The organism is Enterobacter sp. MF024 (genome assembly GCF_005843915.1).
Classification (GTDB): Bacteria; Pseudomonadota; Gammaproteobacteria; order Enterobacterales; family Enterobacteriaceae; genus Enterobacter; species Enterobacter barmai.
This window is the reverse complement of sequence record NZ_VCBB01000008.1, coordinates 86450-102529: the sequence shown is the minus strand read 5'-3', so window position 1 is coordinate 102529 and position 16080 is coordinate 86450. Positions and strand designations below refer to the sequence as shown.

Below are 16080 nucleotides of genomic sequence, written 5' to 3'. Positions count from 1 at the left end.
TAAGCCGTTAAATTTATTTCTTCGCCAGTTCCTGGTTAATCATCCAGAGCTCCCGGCGTTCTTCGCTGCTTAAACCCTGTGTGCGCTCGCGAGCTATCAACTCTTCCTGGCGCAGTTCAAGCATCGAATCAAACATATGGTTGAGCGAGTCGGTGAAGGTCTCTTCAGCAATCTCTTTATCTGCTATATCGTCCCACATCGACAGTTTTTCAAGGGTTGCGGACGCTTTTGTTCCGCGATAGTGCTCTAAAAGTTGTCCGGTGGTCAGACCTGGCTGTGACAAACAAGTGTTGACCAGTTCTGCAAATAAGCCAAGTCCGGGCAGCTTTTCATGGTTTAAACCCTCAAGAGACGGCACGCGTGGGGCCAGTTCGGGGTTTTGTACCAGCAGTCCTATCAGTATACGCATGGTTGTGCGTTTTAGCTGAGGGGCAGGGCGAACCGCTCCGCTTTCAGCCTGTTTTGGCATTAAACGTTCAAGCTGGCTGTCATCCAGGATGCCGAGTTTCTTACCCAGCTCCTGGCGTAGGTAGATGCGTAACGTTTCGCCGGGCACCTGAGTGATTAACGGCAGCGCCAGCGTACTGAGCTGCGCACGGCCATCCGGGGTGCTCAAATCCACCTGCGGCATCAGGCTGTTAAACAGAAACGTGGAGAGCGGCTGAGCCTGCTCCATCCGCGCTTCAAATGCCGCTTTGCCCTCTTTACGCACCAGCGTATCCGGGTCTTCGCCGTCGGGCAGGAACATAAAGCGCAACTGGCGCCCGTCGGTCATATAAGGTAATGCAGTTTCCAGTGCTCGCCAGGCGGCTTCGCGTCCGGCCCGGTCGCCGTCATAACAGCAGACGACCGTATTGGTCACCCGGAACAGCAGCTGAATATGGTCAGCGGTGGTGGAGGTACCCAGCGACGCGACGGCATAGTTAATGTCGAACTGCGCCAGTGCCACCACATCCATATAGCCTTCGACCACCAACAGCCGCTGCGGTTCAGCGTTATTCTGCTGGGCTTCATACAGGCCGTACAGCTGGCGGCCCTTATGGAAAATATCGGTTTCCGGGGAGTTGAGGTATTTCGGCAGGGCATCACCCAGCACGCGGCCACCAAAACCAATTACCCGGCCACGCTTGTCGCGAATGGGGAACATCACCCGCTCGCGGAAGCGGTCATAGCTACGTCCCTGGTCGTTGGTGACCAGCATGCCCGCGTCGATGAGGGATTTACGATCTTCGCTATTGCCGCCAAAACGCTTTAACACGTTATCCCAGCCGGGAGGGGCGAAACCAATAGCGAAACGCGCAATAACATCGTCGCTCAGTCCGCGCTTGTTCAGATACTGACGCGCAGGCTCAGCAGCAGGTTGCTTAAGAGACTGTTGGTAAAACGAATTCAGGCCGTCCATCAGCTGATACAGCGTTTGTCGCTGATGACGCTCTATCTGACTTGGCCCACTGCCTGCTTCATACGGCACTTCAAGGTTGTGCATGGCAGCGAGCTCTTCGACGGTTTCAACAAACTCGAGCTTGTCGTAGTTCATCAAAAAGTCGACGGCGTTGCCGTGCGCGCCACAGCCGAAGCAGTGGTAGAACTGTTTTTCACCGTTCACGGTGAAAGAGGGGGTTTTTTCGTTATGGAATGGACAGCACGCGTGATAGTTCTTGCCCTGCTTTTTCAGCTTTACCCGCGCGTCGATGAGATCGACGATGTCGGTTCTTGCCAGCAGATCATTAATGAAAACGCGTGGGATTCGTCCAGCCATAGGCCCCATGAATTTTTAGTGACTCATAAACGAAAACAAGCCGCGCATTCCTTCCGGAAGCACGGCCTTACGACTACTACTCTGTCTGACAATTGAGGACGTGCGTCCTCAATAGATTAGTACAGACGAGTACGGCGTGCGTTTTCGCGAGCCAGTTTCTTCGCGTGACGTTTCACAGCAGAAGCTTTAGCGCGCTTACGTTCAGTCGTTGGTTTTTCATAGAACTCACGACGACGAACTTCAGCCAGAACACCTGCTTTCTCGCATGAACGCTTGAAGCGACGCAGTGCTACGTCGAACGGCTCGTTTTCACGTACTTTAATTACCGGCATGTAACTCTCACCTTTATAAATTCGGTTTGCCGCTGGCATCAACGCCAGCTTATTTCAAAATGGTGCGGAATTTTACTGCAATTGCTGCTGCTTTGTAAAGCACCGCGGCCGTTTTTGAAAGGGACTTTTATAAGGGTGAGGAGTATACACGAAGAGAACTCCAGGGGTGAGGAAAGTTTTACATCAACCCGCCCAGGCTCTACACTGCGCGGTATCTGAGTGAGGTAAAACAAGTCATGCGTGTACTGGGTATTGAAACATCCTGCGATGAAACCGGCATCGCGATCTACGACGATGAAAAAGGGCTGGTCGCCAACCAACTGTATAGTCAGGTAAAATTACATGCCGACTACGGCGGCGTGGTGCCGGAACTGGCTTCCCGCGACCATGTGCGTAAAACGGTGCCCCTGATCCAGGCGGCGCTGAAAGAGGCAGGCTTTACGGCGAAAGATATCGACGCCGTGGCCTATACCGCCGGTCCGGGGCTGGTGGGCGCGCTGCTGGTGGGCGCCACCATCGGGCGTTCGCTGGCGTTCGCGTGGGATGTACCGGCTATTGCGGTTCACCATATGGAAGGGCATCTGCTGGCGCCAATGCTGGAAGATAATCCGCCTGAATTTCCGTTCGTGGCGCTGCTGGTTTCCGGCGGCCATACCCAGCTGATTAGCGTGACCGGTATTGGTCAGTATGAGCTGCTGGGCGAATCCATTGACGATGCGGCGGGTGAAGCCTTCGACAAAACCGCCAAGCTGCTGGGACTCGATTACCCGGGCGGCCCAATGCTGTCGAAGATGGCGGCCCAGGGCACGGAAGGGCGCTTTGTCTTCCCGCGTCCGATGACCGACCGGCCAGGGCTGGATTTCAGCTTCTCGGGGCTGAAAACCTTCGCGGCAAATACCATCCGTAATAATGAAGGCGACGATCAGACCCGCGCCGACATCGCCCGCGCATTTGAAGATGCGGTGGTGGATACGCTGATGATCAAGTGCAAGCGCGCGCTGGATCAGACCGGCTTTAAGCGCCTGGTGATGGCGGGCGGCGTGAGCGCCAACCGTACGCTGCGCGCGAAACTGGCAGAGATGATGCAAAAACGCCGCGGTGAAGTGTTCTATGCCCGCCCGGAATTTTGCACCGATAACGGGGCGATGATCGCTTATGCCGGAATGGTGCGCCTGAAATCGAACGCCACGGCAGATCTTAGTGTTTCAGTGCGTCCGCGCTGGCCGCTGGCGGAGTTACCCGCCGCCTGATGTCAGCCTTGCCCGGATGTCAGAGAGCGATATCAAACATCCGGGTTTTGGCGAGCAGGCAGTAAAGCTGGCAGCTGTTACTGACCCCCAACTTCTCCATCGCCCGCATTTTATGCGCGCTCACGGTTTTGATGCTCAGATGCAGACGCCGTGAGATATCCGTCAGGCTAAGCCCCTTGCAGATCAAACGCAGCACTTCCGTCTCCCGCGGCGAAAGGGCTTCGTTGGCCGCTCTTTTGTGGAATAGCGTGTTCATCAGCGAGTGCTCAACAAAGACTTCGCCGCTTATTACCGACTGAATCGCCTGGCGGAGGATGGTCTCATTGATATGCTGGCTCAGATAGGCGCTGGCTCCCGCCTCCAGCGCCAGGCGGATGATCAGCGGGTTGGTGTCGGGCGAAAGCATAATGATTTTAAGCGTCGGATAGTGATGCCCTAACCATTTCACCAGCGTCAGCCCCTCCATATCATTTAGTGAACGGGTGAGCGTATACCCCAGCAGTAAAATATCTGTTGGATGCCGGGCAAGCAGGGTGAGTAACTCGCTCGTCGCCGCCGCTTCACCCGAGATGGAAAAGATCCCAGGGACGGTATCGTCACCGTGCGTGGTGCGGTTTATGATCATAGCGTGAAGTCCCCGGCGAATAAGGGTATGTTCATCCGCAATTGCAATTTTAATAGTCATTGGATTCCTGATGTATTCACGCGACATTAATGGAAATAGCAGGCAGATATTTTACAGGAAGAGAATAGTAACTTGCTGGTGATGTAAAAACATTAATAGCGTAAACTGGACTTGCTTTATCTTTTTTTAAATTCCGCACAACGAATTTGGTTATTTTTATCCTCGCTTCACGTTGACATATTCTGGCAGGCTGTTATTAACGGCTGAAAATTTCATAGCGAGAGTATTCTTATTTTTTAAAAGAAGGCTCTCATTGGCCATGGGGTATTTTTCATTCATGCTGAAAATCAGGAAGGTTATTAATTATATGTCATAAAGGAACGTTGGCTAAAATGAAAAAAAGTATTCTCTCACTGTTAATTTGCGCAGCAGTCACCTCTTCAGCCTGGGCCGAAACGGCACCGCAGGCTGAACTGGCTCAGACAGGTGAATCCTATGTAGCGATTGTGGTAAAGCTTAAGCCCAGCAAGCCACTGCTGAAATCGACCAGCACGCCTGCCACCACGACAGCGAGCAAATTAACCCTTAGCGACCCTACGCTGGTGCCTACCACCATGTTCCGGTCCAATAATTTACGCAGCAGCCAGTCTGATGAATTATCAGAGCTTAATGCACGATATGGCTTCGATCGTTATCTGCGTATCGAGTTGCCGGAAAACAAAAGCACCGATAAAGCCTATATTAATAGCGTGATCGCTGAGCTGGAGCAAAACCAGAATATCGAACTTGTTTATCCCGAAACGCTGCCGGTCTCGCTTGATAAATACAATAAAGATGAAGGGCAAACGCAGCCGTTACTGACATCCTCATTGCAAAATACCGTCGGTGATGCCGCTGTACCCGATTTTCGTCAGCTGCAGGATTATGCAAAATCGCCAACTGATAAACGCCAGGGTTATTATGTGGGGGGCGTTAACCGCGACAGCGTAAACCAATATGCGGGTAATGCTGGCGACGGTGTGACGATTATTTCCATGGAGAACTATATCTGGAATACCAGCCATATTAACCTGCCAACCCCGGCCCTGACCAAGGGCGACAGCCGCTATCGTGTCGGTGACGACCACGATACTGCGTCCGTCGGCATCATGGCGGCGAAAGACATCGGCGCAGGCGTGCGCGGTCTGAGCTGGAAAAGCCGGGTAGGTTTCTCCGCATGGCAATATAACAACCTCTACAACATGATCCCCCTGCTGAAAGCGGGCGACGTGGTGCAGATGGGGATGCAGACCGGCGGTGGCGAAATCACGGGCTGTAACACTAACGCCTGCTATGTGCCGCAGGAAAACGTTCAGAGCTATTACGACATCATCAAGGCGTTGACCGACAAAGGCGTGTACGTGATCGAAGCGGCAGGCAACGGCAGCGTTAACCTTGACCATCCGGCATTCAACGGCAAATTTGATGTGAATACGCGCGATTCCGGGGCCATCATTGCCGGGGCATTCTGCGCCAAAGACGGTAAGAAAGCCTACTTCACCACCTACGGCTCCCGCGTCACCAGTTCATCCTGGGGATGCTGGGACGTCGCGACCACGGGCGGCGGCGATCTGTACAAAAGCACCAATGCGGAATACACCGCTACCTTCTCCGGCACCTCTTCCGCTAACCCTATTATTGCAGGCGTAGTGGCAAGTCTTTCTGGTATTGCCCAGGCGCACGGCATTACCGTGACGCCGGTGCAGATGCGCCAGATCCTGCAGGAAACTGGCACGCCGCTGGCAGGGGATAATTCGTCAAAAATTGGTACCCAGCCTGATATGGAACGTGCCGTAGCCCGCATTCTGGCGCTGAAGGACGGCGATAAAGTCCTGCCAGCACCGACCGCAGCGGCAGGTGCCGATCACACCATGGTTTCCTCCACCACCGGCGTAAGTACTTATCCGCTGGACGGCAGCCAGAGCCTGAACGCGAAGTCCTTTACCTGGAGCGTGACCAAAGGTTCCGGTACGTTCTGGCTGCAGGAGAAGCTGAACGGCAGCCTGGTCAGCAGCGTGAACAATGCTCACGCTTATGCGGTCATCCCGGCTAATACGGAAGGCGAGGTCACCTATACTCTTACCACCACCGGTGAAGACGGGCGTACTGCCCAGGACAGCATGACCATCAAGGTAAGCAAACCGGCGGCACCTGCCAGCGATGTGGCGGCCTATAACCCGAAAATCGCCTACCCGAAAAAATGCACCAAAGTGTCGCACAACGGCAAAATCTGGTTTAACCAGTGGTACGTGAACCCGGGCCAGGAAGAGCCGGGCAAGGGCGGTACCTGGGGCGCATGGCGCGAGCAGGGCGCATCAGGAAACAGCTGTAAATAACAGCTGTTAATAACGGAAGCAGCCTGGCGTAATGCCAGGCTTTTTTATTACACCTTCAGCATTCCTTTCTCTTCCAGGAAGCTAATGATGGTCGCCAGCCCGTCACCCGCCTTCAGGTTGGTAAAGGTCCACGGGCGGTCGCCGCGCATGCGGTTGGTGTCGCGCTCCATCACCTCCAGCGAGGCACCGACGTAGGGGGCGAGATCCGTTTTGTTGATCACCAGAAAATCGGATTTGGTGATCCCCGGCCCGCCTTTGCGCGGGATCTTCTCCCCTTCCGCCACGTCGATCACGTAGATCGTCAGATCTGCCAGCTCCGGGCTGAAGGTGGCGCTGAGGTTGTCGCCGCCGCTCTCCACAAAGATCAGATCCAGATTGCCGAACTTCTCGCTTAACGCTTCCACCGCCGCCAGGTTCATCGAGGCATCTTCGCGGATCGCGGTATGCGGACAGCCGCCGGTCTCCACCCCCACGATGCGTTCCGGCTCAAGCGCCCCCGCCTCGGTGAGGATGCGCTGATCCTCTTTGGTGTAGATATCGTTGGTGACCACCGCCAGGTGCCAGGTGTCGCGCATCGCTTTACACAGTGCTTCCAGCAGGGCAGTTTTACCCGAACCCACCGGGCCGCCGACGCCCACGCGCAGGGGGTGTTTGTACTCAGACATAGAGACTCCTCAGGAACGGAATAACCGTGAATATTGTGTTTCGTGTCGCGCCGAGGCGATAGCGGCGAGCGGGGTGGCCGCCCCCAGCTCGTCATCGCTGCGCAGCAGCGCCTGCTCCAGCCCGTCGGCATAGCGATCGCAGAGCTCGATAATCAGCTGCTGGGCGGCCTGCTGCCCAAACGGCACCAGCTTCACGCCCGCCATCACCGCGCTCTCGATCCAGCTGTAGCCGAGGCTCAGCGCCATCTCGCGCATGCCGATACCCCAGCGAACGCCGAGCCACGCCATCCCGCACAGCTGGCTGCGGGCAAAGAGCGACAGCCATTCGGGCGGGCAGTCCGGCTCCCAGTGCTTAATCAGCCGGGTGAACGCCGCCCCGCGGTTGCGCTCTTCTTCGCGCAGCTCCCGGGTCTCCCGGCAGGCGAGCAGGTACGCCGTCCAGCGCGAGGCGGCAGCGATATCGTGCAGCTCGCAGGCGTGGTACAGACGGTAAAACAGCGGCAGATCGACGCAGAAAAAGCCCTGATCCATCTGCTGGCACTGCCAGCGCTTAAAGGCGTCGGCCGTCGTGACCCAGCCCGCTTCCACCGCCCACTCCAGCCCCTGGGACCAGGTAAAAGAGCCCACCGGCAGGCTGCTGCTGGAGAGCTGCATCAGGCGCAGCCACTGGCGGGACGACTGCATCAGCTCATCAGCGCCAGCAGGGCAGAGGCGATAAGCCCGCCGCCGAAGATTTTACGCAGCCCGTCGTGGCGGCGCAGCAGCATGCCTGCGGCAAAACTTGCGCACAGCACCGCGGCGCTGGCGAGCATAAAGCCGCTGGTGAACAACCAGAAGCTGTGGCCCGCCATCTCCACGCCGTGCGCCCAGCCGTGGAACATGGCAAGCAGAGGCACGGCCAGCAGCAGGCGGTTTTCGGTTCTGAACATCATGGCGCCACACACCGCCAGCGAGGCGATGATCAGCATCTCCATGCCGCTAAAGCCGCCCAACAGGCTGCCCGCAACGGCACCGGTCAGCATCATGCCGAGGGTGGCAAAGGGCATCAGCAGCCTGCGGCCGCTCAGGGCGGCGAGCACGCCCGCGCCGGTCAACATCAGGAGATGATCAAGCCCGGTCAGGGGATGGAAAAAGCCTGCCTGAAAGCTGTCGGTGCCGTGTCCCGGATGGGCCAGCGCGGGCAGAGAGAAGGCCAGCAGAAGCAGGGGTAACAACTTGCGCATGGTGAGTCCTTAATGTGAATGAGCGTGTGAGTGCGAATGTGAGTGCCCTTCGCTGGCATAAGCGCCCGCTTCCGGCTCAAAGGGCAGGGTGGCGAAGGCCACGTCCAGACCCAGCAGGTGCAGCATTTCGTCGAGCACGTGATCGTGGTGATAGCGCAGCTCGCCGGGCATGATCTGCAGCGGAACGTGGCGGTTGCCCAGGTGATAGCAGGCGCGGGCCAGCAGGAACGGATCGGCGCAGTGCACCACCGATAGCGGCTCCGGTGCGGCGATGACTTCCACCACTTCATGACCATCGTCACTGGCAAGCAGGTCGCCGCCCCGCAGCAGCAGACCGCGCGGCAGTATAAGACCGGCGTCGCGGCCATCGTTAAGCACCACGCGGGCGCGGCTCTTTACCCGCACATCAATGGGCAGCGTCACCTGTGCGGTAACGGGATGGGGATGATCGAGGCGTTGGGTTAAGGTGATCATAAAGGCTCCTCAGAACAGGAAATAGCGTTGCGCCATCGGCAGGATTTCTGCCGGTTCGCTTGTAATCAGTTCCCCGTCAATGCGCACCTCGTAGGTTTGCGCATCCACGGTAATGTTCGGCTGCAGGCCGTTGTGGATCATGTCGGCCTTTTTCACCGTCCGGCAGCCTTTAACCACGGCGATGGCGCTCTGCAGGTTCAGCTGCTGCGCAATGCCGTTATCGGCGGCGGCCCGGGAGAGAAACGTCAGGCGGGTGGCGTGACGGGCGGCACCCAGCGCGCCAAACATCGGCCGGTAGTGCACCGGCTGCGGCGTCGGGATCGAGGCGTTAATGTCGCCCATCGGCGCGCAGGCGATCATCCCGCCTTTGACGATGGTGGCGGGCTTCACGCCGAAGAAGGCCGGGGACCAGACCACCAGGTCCGCCAGTTTTCCGGCCTCAACCGATCCGACTTCATGGGCGATACCGTGGGTCAGCGCCGGGTTGATGGTGTACTTGGCGATATAGCGCTTCACGCGCAGGTTATCGTTATCGCCGGTTTCCTCCGCCAGCGGGCCGCGCTGGACCTTCATGCGGTGCGCCACCTGCCAGGTGCGGATAATCACTTCTCCCACCCGGCCCATCGCCTGGGAATCCGACGAGGTGAGCGAGAATGCGCCGATATCGTGCAGTACGTCTTCGGCGGCGATGGTCTCCCGGCGAATGCGCGATTCGGCGAAGGCCACGTCCTCGGCGATGTCCGGGTCGAGATGGTGGCAGACCATCAGCATGTCCAGATGTTCGTCGATGGTGTTGACGGTGTAGGGGAGCGTCGGGTTGGTGGAGGAGGGCAGAATATTCGGGTGCGCGCAGGCGGTAATAATATCCGGCGCGTGGCCGCCTCCCGCCCCTTCGGTGTGGAAAGTGTGGATAGTGCGCCCGGCGATGGCCGCCAGGGTGTCTTCCACGAATCCGCCCTCGTTGAGGGTGTCGCTGTGCAGCGCCACCTGAATATCCATCTCGTCTGCGACGGTCAGGGAACAGTCAATGGCGGCAGGCGTTGAGCCCCAGTCCTCGTGGATTTTAAGGCCAATCGCCCCGGCTGCAACCTGTTCGCGCAGGGCATCCGGGTTTGAGGCGTTGCCTTTACCCAGCAGGCCGACGTTCACCGGCAGGGTATCAATGGCCTGCAGCATGCGTGCGATATACCAGGGGCCCGGCGTGCAGGTGGTGGCATTGGTGCCTGCGGCAGGGCCGGTGCCGCCGCCGATCATGGTGGTGACGCCGGAGACCAGTGCCTCCTCCGCCTGCTGCGGGCAGATCCAGTGGATGTGGGTATCGACCCCGCCTGCGGTGACGATCTTCCCTTCGGCGGCGATCACTTCTGTGGCCGCGCCAATCGGGATCGTCACGCCGGGCTGAATGTCCGGGTTGCCCGCCTTGCCGATGGCGAAGATCCTGCCGTCTTTCACGCCGATATCGGCTTTGACGATCCCCCAGTGATCGACGATCAGGGCGTTGGTCAGCACCAGATCCACGCACTCCCGGGCCAGCATTTGCCCCTGGCCCATGCCGTCGCGGATCACTTTTCCGCCGCCGAACTTCACCTCTTCGCCGTAGATCGTCAGATCGTTTTCCACCTCGATCCACAGTTCGGTGTCGGCAAGACGAACCTTATCCCCGGTGGTGGGGCCAAACATGTCGGCATAGGCCTGACGCGAAATTTCAGCCATGGTTAACCTCGCCCATCACCTCGCCGCGAAAGCCGACAATACGCTGCGCGCCAGAGACCTCGACCAGCGTGACGGCACGCTTCTGCCCCGGCTCAAAGCGCACGGCGGTGCCTGCGGCAATGTTCAGCCGGTAGCCTCGGGTCGCCTCACGATCGAACTTCAGCGCCGGGTTCACCTCATAAAAGTGGTAGTGGGATCCCACCTGGATCGGGCGGTCGCCGTGGTTCTCGACGATCACCGTCTGGGTTTTGCGATCCGCATTAATAACAATCTGGCCGGGTTGTATCTGATATTCACCTGGGATCATGCTGCCCCCTCAGAGGATCGGGTTGTGGACGGTGACGAGCTTGGAGCCGTCCGGGAAGGTGGCCTCCACCTGAATGTCCGGGATCATCTCCGGCACGCCCTCCATCACCTGCGCGCGGGTCAGGACATGGCGGCCCGCTTCCATCAGTTCCGCAACCGTCTGCCCGTCGCGCGCCCCTTCCATAATGAAGGCGCTGATCAGGGCCACCGATTCCGGGTAATTGAGCTTCACGCCGCGGGCGAGGCGACGCTCCGCCACCAGCGCGGCGGTAAACAGCAACAGCTTGTCTTTTTCTCTGGGGGTCAGTTCCATCGTGCTTCTCTCAGGTGTGCCAGATGCGTGGCGAGCAGGGAGCTCTGGCGGTAAGTTGCGGACGCAGGTGCTGCCAGATCTCACGCATCGCCTGCTGGCAAATCAGGTTGTCATGGGCAAGAAAGCGCACCGACAGGAGGCCGTCGGTGAGGGTGGCTCCGGCAACCTGTTGCAGCGGGGCCAGCAGCGCGCGGACATCCTCCAGCTGCGCGTCACTGGCGGGATAAAACAGCAGCGTGCCGATCCACGGATGTTCCGCCACCGGCGTCAGATCGCCGTCTGCCAGATGCTGGCGTTCGATTAACAGCGGCTCGCCCTCAAGCCAGACTTCGAGGCGGCTCTCAATTCGACCGTGGCTAAAGGCCTCGTTGATCACCGGGCGGCCCAGGCAAAACAGTTCCCAGGCCAGCAGCGTGCTGCTGCGCTGGAGATGAAACACCGAGCGCTGGGCGGCGTTGCAGCCGGGGAAGAAAATCGTGTCCTGCGGCAGCCACTCGAGGGTTGCCTGCTCGTCCAGGGTGAAGTGCTGATCCAGCCGCGCCAGCGCGCCCGTACTGCGATAGAACTTGCTGGCGCCGGGCATGGTGATCAGGGCATGGCTTCCGGGCTCAAGATGGATCCCGATCGCCAGTTCATCCCCGCCGACAATCCCGCCAGGGGGATGCAGCAGGTAGAGATGGCAGGTTTCGCCTTCGGGATAGAACGGGCGTTGCACGGTGAGCGGCCCGACGTGGCGGGCAGAGTGAAGGAGGGTTTTTTCAGGCGTGTGGGAAAAGTGCAGCGCAAGGGATGCCTGCCAGCCTTTCGCTGTTTTTTCATGCGCCTGAGTTGCTGACATGCTTCATCCATCTGCTCGCCGTCGGGTCTTTTTAGTATGCCCTGGCGGAAATGAAGGCTGTCATATGAGTCGCTTATGGATGGGGTGCCGCAATGCCCGGCGGCGCTGCGCTTGCCGGGCCTACGGATGGTGCATGTTGTGTGTCAGTAGGCCGGGTAAGGCGCAGCCGCCACCCGGCTTCTCCGTCGCTCAACACCGGTGCCGCTAAAACCCTACTGCGGCTCTTTCTTCTTCCGCTTCAACTTGCTCCAGATCTTCGTCTCCTGGCGGCGCCACAACCTCTGAATATTGTCATGATGACGCAACAGGATCAGACAAGAGAGCATCGACACCGGAAAGGTAAACTGCGGCTTAAACCACCAGACATAAAACGGGGCAATCAGCGCGCTGACGATGGCGCCAAGAGAAGAGTAACCGCTAAGCAACACGCTGAGCAGCCAGGTGCCGGCCATCACGCCGGTCAGATCCCAGCCGATAGGCGCAATGGCACCGAAGGCAGTGGCGACGCCTTTTCCGCCTTTAAAACCAAAGAATACTGGCCAGATGTGGCCCAGACAGGCGGCAATCGCAATCAGCCCCAGCCAGAACGGCGTGACGCCCAGCGCATACGCGCCCCAGACGGGAAGCATTCCTTTCAGAACGTCAAAAATCAAAACCGCTACGGCTGCTCCTTTGCCGCCAATTCGTAGTACATTGGTCGCCCCCGGATTCCCGGAACCGCTTACGCGTGGGTCGGGTAACCCGGCAATACGGCAGACCAGAATGGCGCTGGAAATTGAGCCGCAAAGGTAGGCGAGGAGGATCATTCCAGGCGCGATTGCACTCATAACGCTGTTCCGTTTTGAAAATGTCGTTTTGTACTTAGCATCTGTGGATAATACGCATAATTCGCCGGGAGTGGTATCCGGTTTAGCCAAAAACCAGGCAGGTCGTGATGGATATAGTATTTATAGAGCAACTTTCGGTAATCACCACTATCGGGGTGTATGACTGGGAACAGACCATCGAACAGAAACTCGTGTTCGATATCGAAATGGGCTGGGATAACGTCGCCGCGGCAAAAAGCGATGATGTGAACGACTGTCTGAGCTATGCCGACGTGAGTGAAGCGGTCATCAGCCACGTGGAAGGCCAGCGTTTTGCGCTGGTGGAGCGCGTGGCGGAAGAGGTGGCGGAGCTGCTGCTGAGCCGCTTCAATTCCCCATGGGTGCGCATCAAACTCAGCAAGCCTGGCGCAGTGGCGCGGGCCGCCAACGTCGGCGTCATTATTGAGCGTAGCCAAAATCTGAAAGGAAATATTTAACGGTATAAACGTTAAACCAATTCCTGTTAAATCAGTCTTACAGCTGTTCCTTTTACGGTTACCCTCGCGGTAACCCGTTTTTTCTGTCTTTTTAGGGGTTTATTGATGAGCGATATGCACTCCCTGCTGGTGGCAGCAATACTGGGTGTGGTCGAAGGATTGACAGAGTTTTTGCCGGTTTCCAGTACAGGCCACATGATCATTGTCGGCCACCTGCTGGGGTTCGAGGGCGAAACGGCGAAAACCTTTGAAGTGGTGATCCAGTTAGGATCCATTCTGGCGGTGGTGGTGATGTTCTGGCGTCGCCTGTTCGGCCTGATTGGCATTCATTTTGGTCATCCGCCGCATGAAGGTTCCGGCAAAGGGCGTCTGACGCTGCTGCACATTCTGCTCGGCATGATCCCGGCGGTGGTGCTGGGGCTGGTGCTCCACGACACCATCAAGTCGCTGTTTAACCCGATTAACGTGATGTATGCCCTGGTGGTCGGCGGTGTCCTGCTGATTGCCGCCGAGCTGCTGAAGCCGAAAGAGCCGCGCGCACCGGGTCTGGACGACATGACTTACCGTCAGGCGTTTATGATTGGCTGCTTCCAGTGTCTGGCGCTGTGGCCGGGCTTCTCCCGCTCCGGGGCGACGATTTCAGGCGGGATGCTGATGGGCGTGAGCCGCTATGCGGCCTCTGAGTTCTCCTTCCTGCTGGCGGTGCCGATGATGATGGGCGCCACCGCGCTCGACCTCTACAAGAGCTACCACTTCCTGACCGCCGGCGACATCCCGATGTTTGCGGTGGGCTTTATCACCGCCTTTATCGTGGCGCTGATCGCCATCAAAACCTTCCTGCAGCTGATCAAGCGCATCTCGTTTATCCCGTTCGCCATCTATCGCTTTATCGTGGCGGCTGCGGTCTACGTGGTCTTTTTCTGATTGCCCGCCCTCAGTCTTCAGGCTGGGGGCAACGCTTTTCCTTCCAGTCCGCTACCGCCTTAATCCGCCGTTTGGTTAACTCTTCCCGAATCTCCGGGCCTTTAAATCCGGCCTCGACCACCGCTTTCGTCGGCACGGCTTTCGCCACGATCCACGCTTCGCGCAGCAACCGCCCCTGCGGATAATCGCAGGCTTCAAACCCGGTGCGCCCGCGCACGTCGGCTTCGCTGGTTAAGGCGATCTGCTCCACGCGCTGCGGCTTGCGCCAGGCGTCAATGCTGTCGAACAGCTTAACGATGGTGGCCGGTTTGAGGATCGGGAAGGTGTGGATCAGGTCATGGAACTCGGCGACCAGCTTCGCCAGATCGCGGATCTCATTAGGCACCCGCATCCGCTGGCAGACCTTTTCCACCAGACGCACGCCCGCCGGGCCGTGGCCGTGGTGGCGCGGCCATAATTCAGGCGGGGTTAATCCCTTGCCGAGGTCGTGGCAGAGGGTGGCAAAGCGGACATCCACCTCCGGGCTGAGCATCGCCGCCATGCTCAGGGTCATCAGGGTATGGATACCGGTATCGATCTCGGGGTGCCACTTCGCCGGGGCCGGTACGCCAAACAGCGCGTCCAGTTCCGGGAACAGCACCTTCAGCGCCCCGCAGTCGCGCAGCACCTGAAAGAAAACCTGCGGATTGCGCGTGGTCAGCGCGTTCTCGGTCTCTTTCCACACGCGTTCGGGGGTAAGATGTTCCAGCTCGCCTGCTTCGGTCATCGCGGTCATCAGCGCCAGGGTTTCATCGGCGATGCGGAAGCTCAGATGGGCATAGCGGGCAGCAAAACGCGCCACGCGCAGTACGCGGAGCGGATCTTCGGAAAAAGCGGGGGAAACATGGCGCAGAATGCGGTTTTGCAGATCCGTCTGACCGCCGTAGGCATCAATAATATGGCCGTCTTCATCCTGCGCGAGGGCGTTGATGGTCAAGTCGCGGCGCTGCAAATCGTCTTCGAGGGTGACGTCCGGGTCGGCATGGCAGGTGAAACCGGTATAGCCGACGCCGGATTTGCGTTCGGTACGCGCCAGAGCATACTCCTGGCGGCTTTGGGGGTGCAGAAAGACAGGAAAATCGCGGCCTACCTGCTGGTAGCCCGCATCGAGCATCTCCTGAGGGGTGGCTCCCACCACCACCCAGTCTTTATCTTTGACCGGCAGACCTAACAACGCATCACGAACCGCACCACCGACCAGATAAATCTTCACGCCACACTCTCCCGTATCAAAATTTGGCAAAATAATACGTAAGTGTGGCAGAGATAGCGATTTAGTTCATCCAGCGGTCTTTACGCTTACGGCTCGGCACCAGATGCGGCAGCACCAGACCCAGCAGCAGACCCATACCCAGCACGCCGCCGCCATACATAAACCACTGCATGATGATGGTGCGCTGTTTGTCATCCAGCTGCAGGTTGGCTGCGCTCACCTTTTTCTGGGCGACGATGAGCTCGTTTTTCAGCTTCTGGTTTTCGTCTTTGAGACCGTTGATCACCCCGTCGCTCTGGGCCACTTTCTGCTGCATTTCAGCCGTGCGCTGATTCCAGGTGGCGTCGATGTTGGTGAGTTTGTCGGTCAGGGTTTTGACCTGGTTTTCCAGATCCGGCACGCGGGTGCGCAGGCTTGGGCTGGTGCTAAGCTCTTTCAACGGGATCCACGCGGTACGGCCGCTGCTGTCGCGCACCTGGCCATAGCTGGAGTCGGCGTTGCTCTGTAACAGCACCACTTCCTCGCCGGCATTAATCGTACCCACGAGGCGATAATTGTCACCCGGTCCACTGCGTACCCAGGTATTCAGTTCGTCAGAAACGTAGCGTTTCTCTTCAGCGTGAACCGCTGTCGCGGCGCTAAAGGCAAGTAATGTCAGTCCGATTAGGCGTAATTTAAGCATCAGGCAGTCGTTATTTTCATAAAAAGTGGAACGATAGTAGTGGTAA

General features: G+C 58.2%; 18 protein-coding genes. 4 read left to right on the top strand and 14 right to left on the bottom strand.

Annotated features, from left to right (window positions below; translation table 11 throughout):
- Nucleotides 1–13: 13 nt before the first annotated feature.
- Together dnaG and rpsU are read right to left on the bottom strand one after the other, a co-directional pair.
- Complete coding sequence (gene dnaG / locus FFB58_RS14270) at nucleotides 14–1759, bottom strand: DNA primase (protein ID WP_138370252.1); 1746 nt, start codon at nucleotides 1757–1759, stop codon at nucleotides 14–16.
- A 116-nt stretch (nucleotides 1760–1875) separates the two neighbouring features.
- Nucleotides 1876–2091 carry a 30S ribosomal protein S21 gene (gene rpsU, locus FFB58_RS14265; RefSeq protein ID WP_001144069.1) on the bottom strand — a complete coding sequence of 72 codons (216 nt, stop codon included), beginning with the start codon at nucleotides 2089–2091 and terminating at the stop codon, nucleotides 1876–1878.
- A gap of 236 nt (nucleotides 2092–2327) precedes the next feature.
- Between rpsU and tsaD the strand changes: the two genes are divergently transcribed.
- On the top strand, nucleotides 2328–3341 hold the full coding sequence (tsaD, locus tag FFB58_RS14260; protein ID WP_039031745.1) for a tRNA (adenosine(37)-N6)-threonylcarbamoyltransferase complex transferase subunit TsaD: 1014 nt from the start codon (nucleotides 2328–2330) through the stop codon (nucleotides 3339–3341).
- Nucleotides 3342–3360: 19 nt separating this feature from the next.
- On the opposite strand, the gene FFB58_RS14255 is transcribed toward tsaD, so the two are convergent.
- Nucleotides 3361–4026 (bottom strand): response regulator transcription factor, encoded by a 666-nt coding sequence (locus tag FFB58_RS14255; RefSeq protein WP_138370251.1) that lies wholly within the window; start codon nucleotides 4024–4026, stop codon nucleotides 3361–3363.
- Between the two features lie 332 nt (nucleotides 4027–4358).
- Here FFB58_RS14255 and FFB58_RS14250 point away from each other — a divergent pair, with 332 nt between their 5' ends.
- The gene (locus FFB58_RS14250) at nucleotides 4359–6341 is read left to right on the top strand and encodes a S8 family serine peptidase (RefSeq protein WP_138370250.1); all 1983 of its coding nucleotides are present in this window, start codon (nucleotides 4359–4361) and stop codon (nucleotides 6339–6341) included.
- 47 nt (nucleotides 6342–6388) lie between these two features.
- Here FFB58_RS14250 and ureG read toward each other — a convergent pair whose 3' ends face one another.
- From ureG to plsY, 9 genes are all read right to left on the bottom strand, one after another.
- Entirely contained in the window at nucleotides 6389–7006 is a 618-nt protein-coding gene (gene ureG, locus FFB58_RS14245) for an urease accessory protein UreG (RefSeq protein WP_039031748.1), read from the bottom strand.
- 9 nt (nucleotides 7007–7015) lie between these two features.
- Nucleotides 7016–7690: an urease accessory protein UreF gene (locus tag FFB58_RS14240; RefSeq protein WP_138370249.1), complete on the bottom strand. Its 675-nt coding sequence runs from the start codon at nucleotides 7688–7690 to the stop codon at nucleotides 7016–7018.
- Entirely contained in the window at nucleotides 7690–8229 is a 540-nt protein-coding gene (locus FFB58_RS14235) for a HupE/UreJ family protein (protein ID WP_138370248.1), read from the bottom strand. Before FFB58_RS14235 ends, FFB58_RS14240 begins: the two co-directional genes overlap by 1 nt.
- 9 nt (nucleotides 8230–8238) lie before the next feature.
- Nucleotides 8239–8703, bottom strand: coding sequence for an urease accessory protein UreE (ureE, locus tag FFB58_RS14230; RefSeq protein WP_138370247.1), 465 nt, complete (start codon nucleotides 8701–8703; stop codon nucleotides 8239–8241).
- Between the two features lie 9 nt (nucleotides 8704–8712).
- A complete protein-coding gene (gene ureC, locus FFB58_RS14225; protein ID WP_138370246.1) occupies nucleotides 8713–10416 on the bottom strand; it encodes an urease subunit alpha in 1704 nt (567 codons plus the stop codon).
- Nucleotides 10409–10723 (bottom strand): urease subunit beta, encoded by a 315-nt coding sequence (locus FFB58_RS14220; protein ID WP_039031753.1) that lies wholly within the window; start codon nucleotides 10721–10723, stop codon nucleotides 10409–10411. The genes ureC and FFB58_RS14220 overlap by 8 nt, the downstream gene beginning before the upstream one ends.
- A gap of 9 nt (nucleotides 10724–10732) precedes the next feature.
- Nucleotides 10733–11035: an urease subunit gamma gene (locus FFB58_RS14215; protein WP_039031754.1), complete on the bottom strand. Its 303-nt coding sequence runs from the start codon at nucleotides 11033–11035 to the stop codon at nucleotides 10733–10735.
- 10 nt (nucleotides 11036–11045) lie between these two features.
- A complete protein-coding gene (locus FFB58_RS14210; RefSeq protein WP_138370245.1) occupies nucleotides 11046–11873 on the bottom strand; it encodes an urease accessory protein UreD in 828 nt (275 codons plus the stop codon).
- 212 nt (nucleotides 11874–12085) lie between these two features.
- Nucleotides 12086–12700 (bottom strand): glycerol-3-phosphate 1-O-acyltransferase PlsY, encoded by a 615-nt coding sequence (gene plsY, locus FFB58_RS14205; RefSeq protein ID WP_039031756.1) that lies wholly within the window; start codon nucleotides 12698–12700, stop codon nucleotides 12086–12088.
- A gap of 107 nt (nucleotides 12701–12807) precedes the next feature.
- Between plsY and folB the strand changes: the two genes are divergently transcribed.
- Together folB and bacA are read left to right on the top strand one after the other, a co-directional pair.
- A complete protein-coding gene (folB, locus tag FFB58_RS14200) occupies nucleotides 12808–13176 on the top strand; it encodes a bifunctional dihydroneopterin aldolase/7,8-dihydroneopterin epimerase (RefSeq protein ID WP_039031757.1) in 369 nt (122 codons plus the stop codon).
- 105 nt (nucleotides 13177–13281) lie between these two features.
- Nucleotides 13282–14100 (top strand): undecaprenyl-diphosphate phosphatase, encoded by an 819-nt coding sequence (bacA, locus tag FFB58_RS14195; RefSeq protein ID WP_039031758.1) that lies wholly within the window; start codon nucleotides 13282–13284, stop codon nucleotides 14098–14100.
- Nucleotides 14101–14110: 10 nt separating this feature from the next.
- Here the strand turns inward: bacA and FFB58_RS14190 are convergent, their stop codons facing one another.
- Together FFB58_RS14190 and FFB58_RS14185 are read right to left on the bottom strand one after the other, a co-directional pair.
- On the bottom strand, nucleotides 14111–15352 hold the full coding sequence (locus FFB58_RS14190; protein WP_138370244.1) for a multifunctional CCA addition/repair protein: 1242 nt from the start codon (nucleotides 15350–15352) through the stop codon (nucleotides 14111–14113).
- Between the two features lie 61 nt (nucleotides 15353–15413).
- Nucleotides 15414–16034: a TIGR04211 family SH3 domain-containing protein gene (locus FFB58_RS14185; RefSeq protein ID WP_039031844.1), complete on the bottom strand. Its 621-nt coding sequence runs from the start codon at nucleotides 16032–16034 to the stop codon at nucleotides 15414–15416.
- Nucleotides 16035–16080 lie beyond the last annotated feature (46 nt).

Coding starts and splice junctions, on each gene's coding strand:
- dnaG (WP_138370252.1), bottom strand. CDS start 1,759: ATGGCTGGACGAATCCCACGCGTTTTCATTAATGATCTGCTGGCAAGA.
- rpsU (WP_001144069.1), bottom strand. CDS start 2,091: ATGCCGGTAATTAAAGTACGTGAAAACGAGCCGTTCGACGTAGCACTG.
- tsaD (WP_039031745.1), top strand. CDS start 2,328: ATGCGTGTACTGGGTATTGAAACATCCTGCGATGAAACCGGCATCGCG.
- FFB58_RS14255 (WP_138370251.1), bottom strand. CDS start 4,026: ATGACTATTAAAATTGCAATTGCGGATGAACATACCCTTATTCGCCGG.
- FFB58_RS14250 (WP_138370250.1), top strand. CDS start 4,359: ATGAAAAAAAGTATTCTCTCACTGTTAATTTGCGCAGCAGTCACCTCT.
- ureG (WP_039031748.1), bottom strand. CDS start 7,006: ATGTCTGAGTACAAACACCCCCTGCGCGTGGGCGTCGGCGGCCCGGTG.
- FFB58_RS14240 (WP_138370249.1), bottom strand. CDS start 7,690: ATGCAGTCGTCCCGCCAGTGGCTGCGCCTGATGCAGCTCTCCAGCAGC.
- FFB58_RS14235 (WP_138370248.1), bottom strand. CDS start 8,229: ATGCGCAAGTTGTTACCCCTGCTTCTGCTGGCCTTCTCTCTGCCCGCG.
- ureE (WP_138370247.1), bottom strand. CDS start 8,703: ATGATCACCTTAACCCAACGCCTCGATCATCCCCATCCCGTTACCGCA.
- ureC (WP_138370246.1), bottom strand. CDS start 10,416: ATGGCTGAAATTTCGCGTCAGGCCTATGCCGACATGTTTGGCCCCACC.
- FFB58_RS14220 (WP_039031753.1), bottom strand. CDS start 10,723: ATGATCCCAGGTGAATATCAGATACAACCCGGCCAGATTGTTATTAAT.
- FFB58_RS14215 (WP_039031754.1), bottom strand. CDS start 11,035: ATGGAACTGACCCCCAGAGAAAAAGACAAGCTGTTGCTGTTTACCGCC.
- FFB58_RS14210 (WP_138370245.1), bottom strand. CDS start 11,873: ATGTCAGCAACTCAGGCGCATGAAAAAACAGCGAAAGGCTGGCAGGCA.
- plsY (WP_039031756.1), bottom strand. CDS start 12,700: ATGAGTGCAATCGCGCCTGGAATGATCCTCCTCGCCTACCTTTGCGGC.
- folB (WP_039031757.1), top strand. CDS start 12,808: ATGGATATAGTATTTATAGAGCAACTTTCGGTAATCACCACTATCGGG.
- bacA (WP_039031758.1), top strand. CDS start 13,282: ATGAGCGATATGCACTCCCTGCTGGTGGCAGCAATACTGGGTGTGGTC.
- FFB58_RS14185 (WP_039031844.1), bottom strand. CDS start 16,034: ATGCTTAAATTACGCCTAATCGGACTGACATTACTTGCCTTTAGCGCC.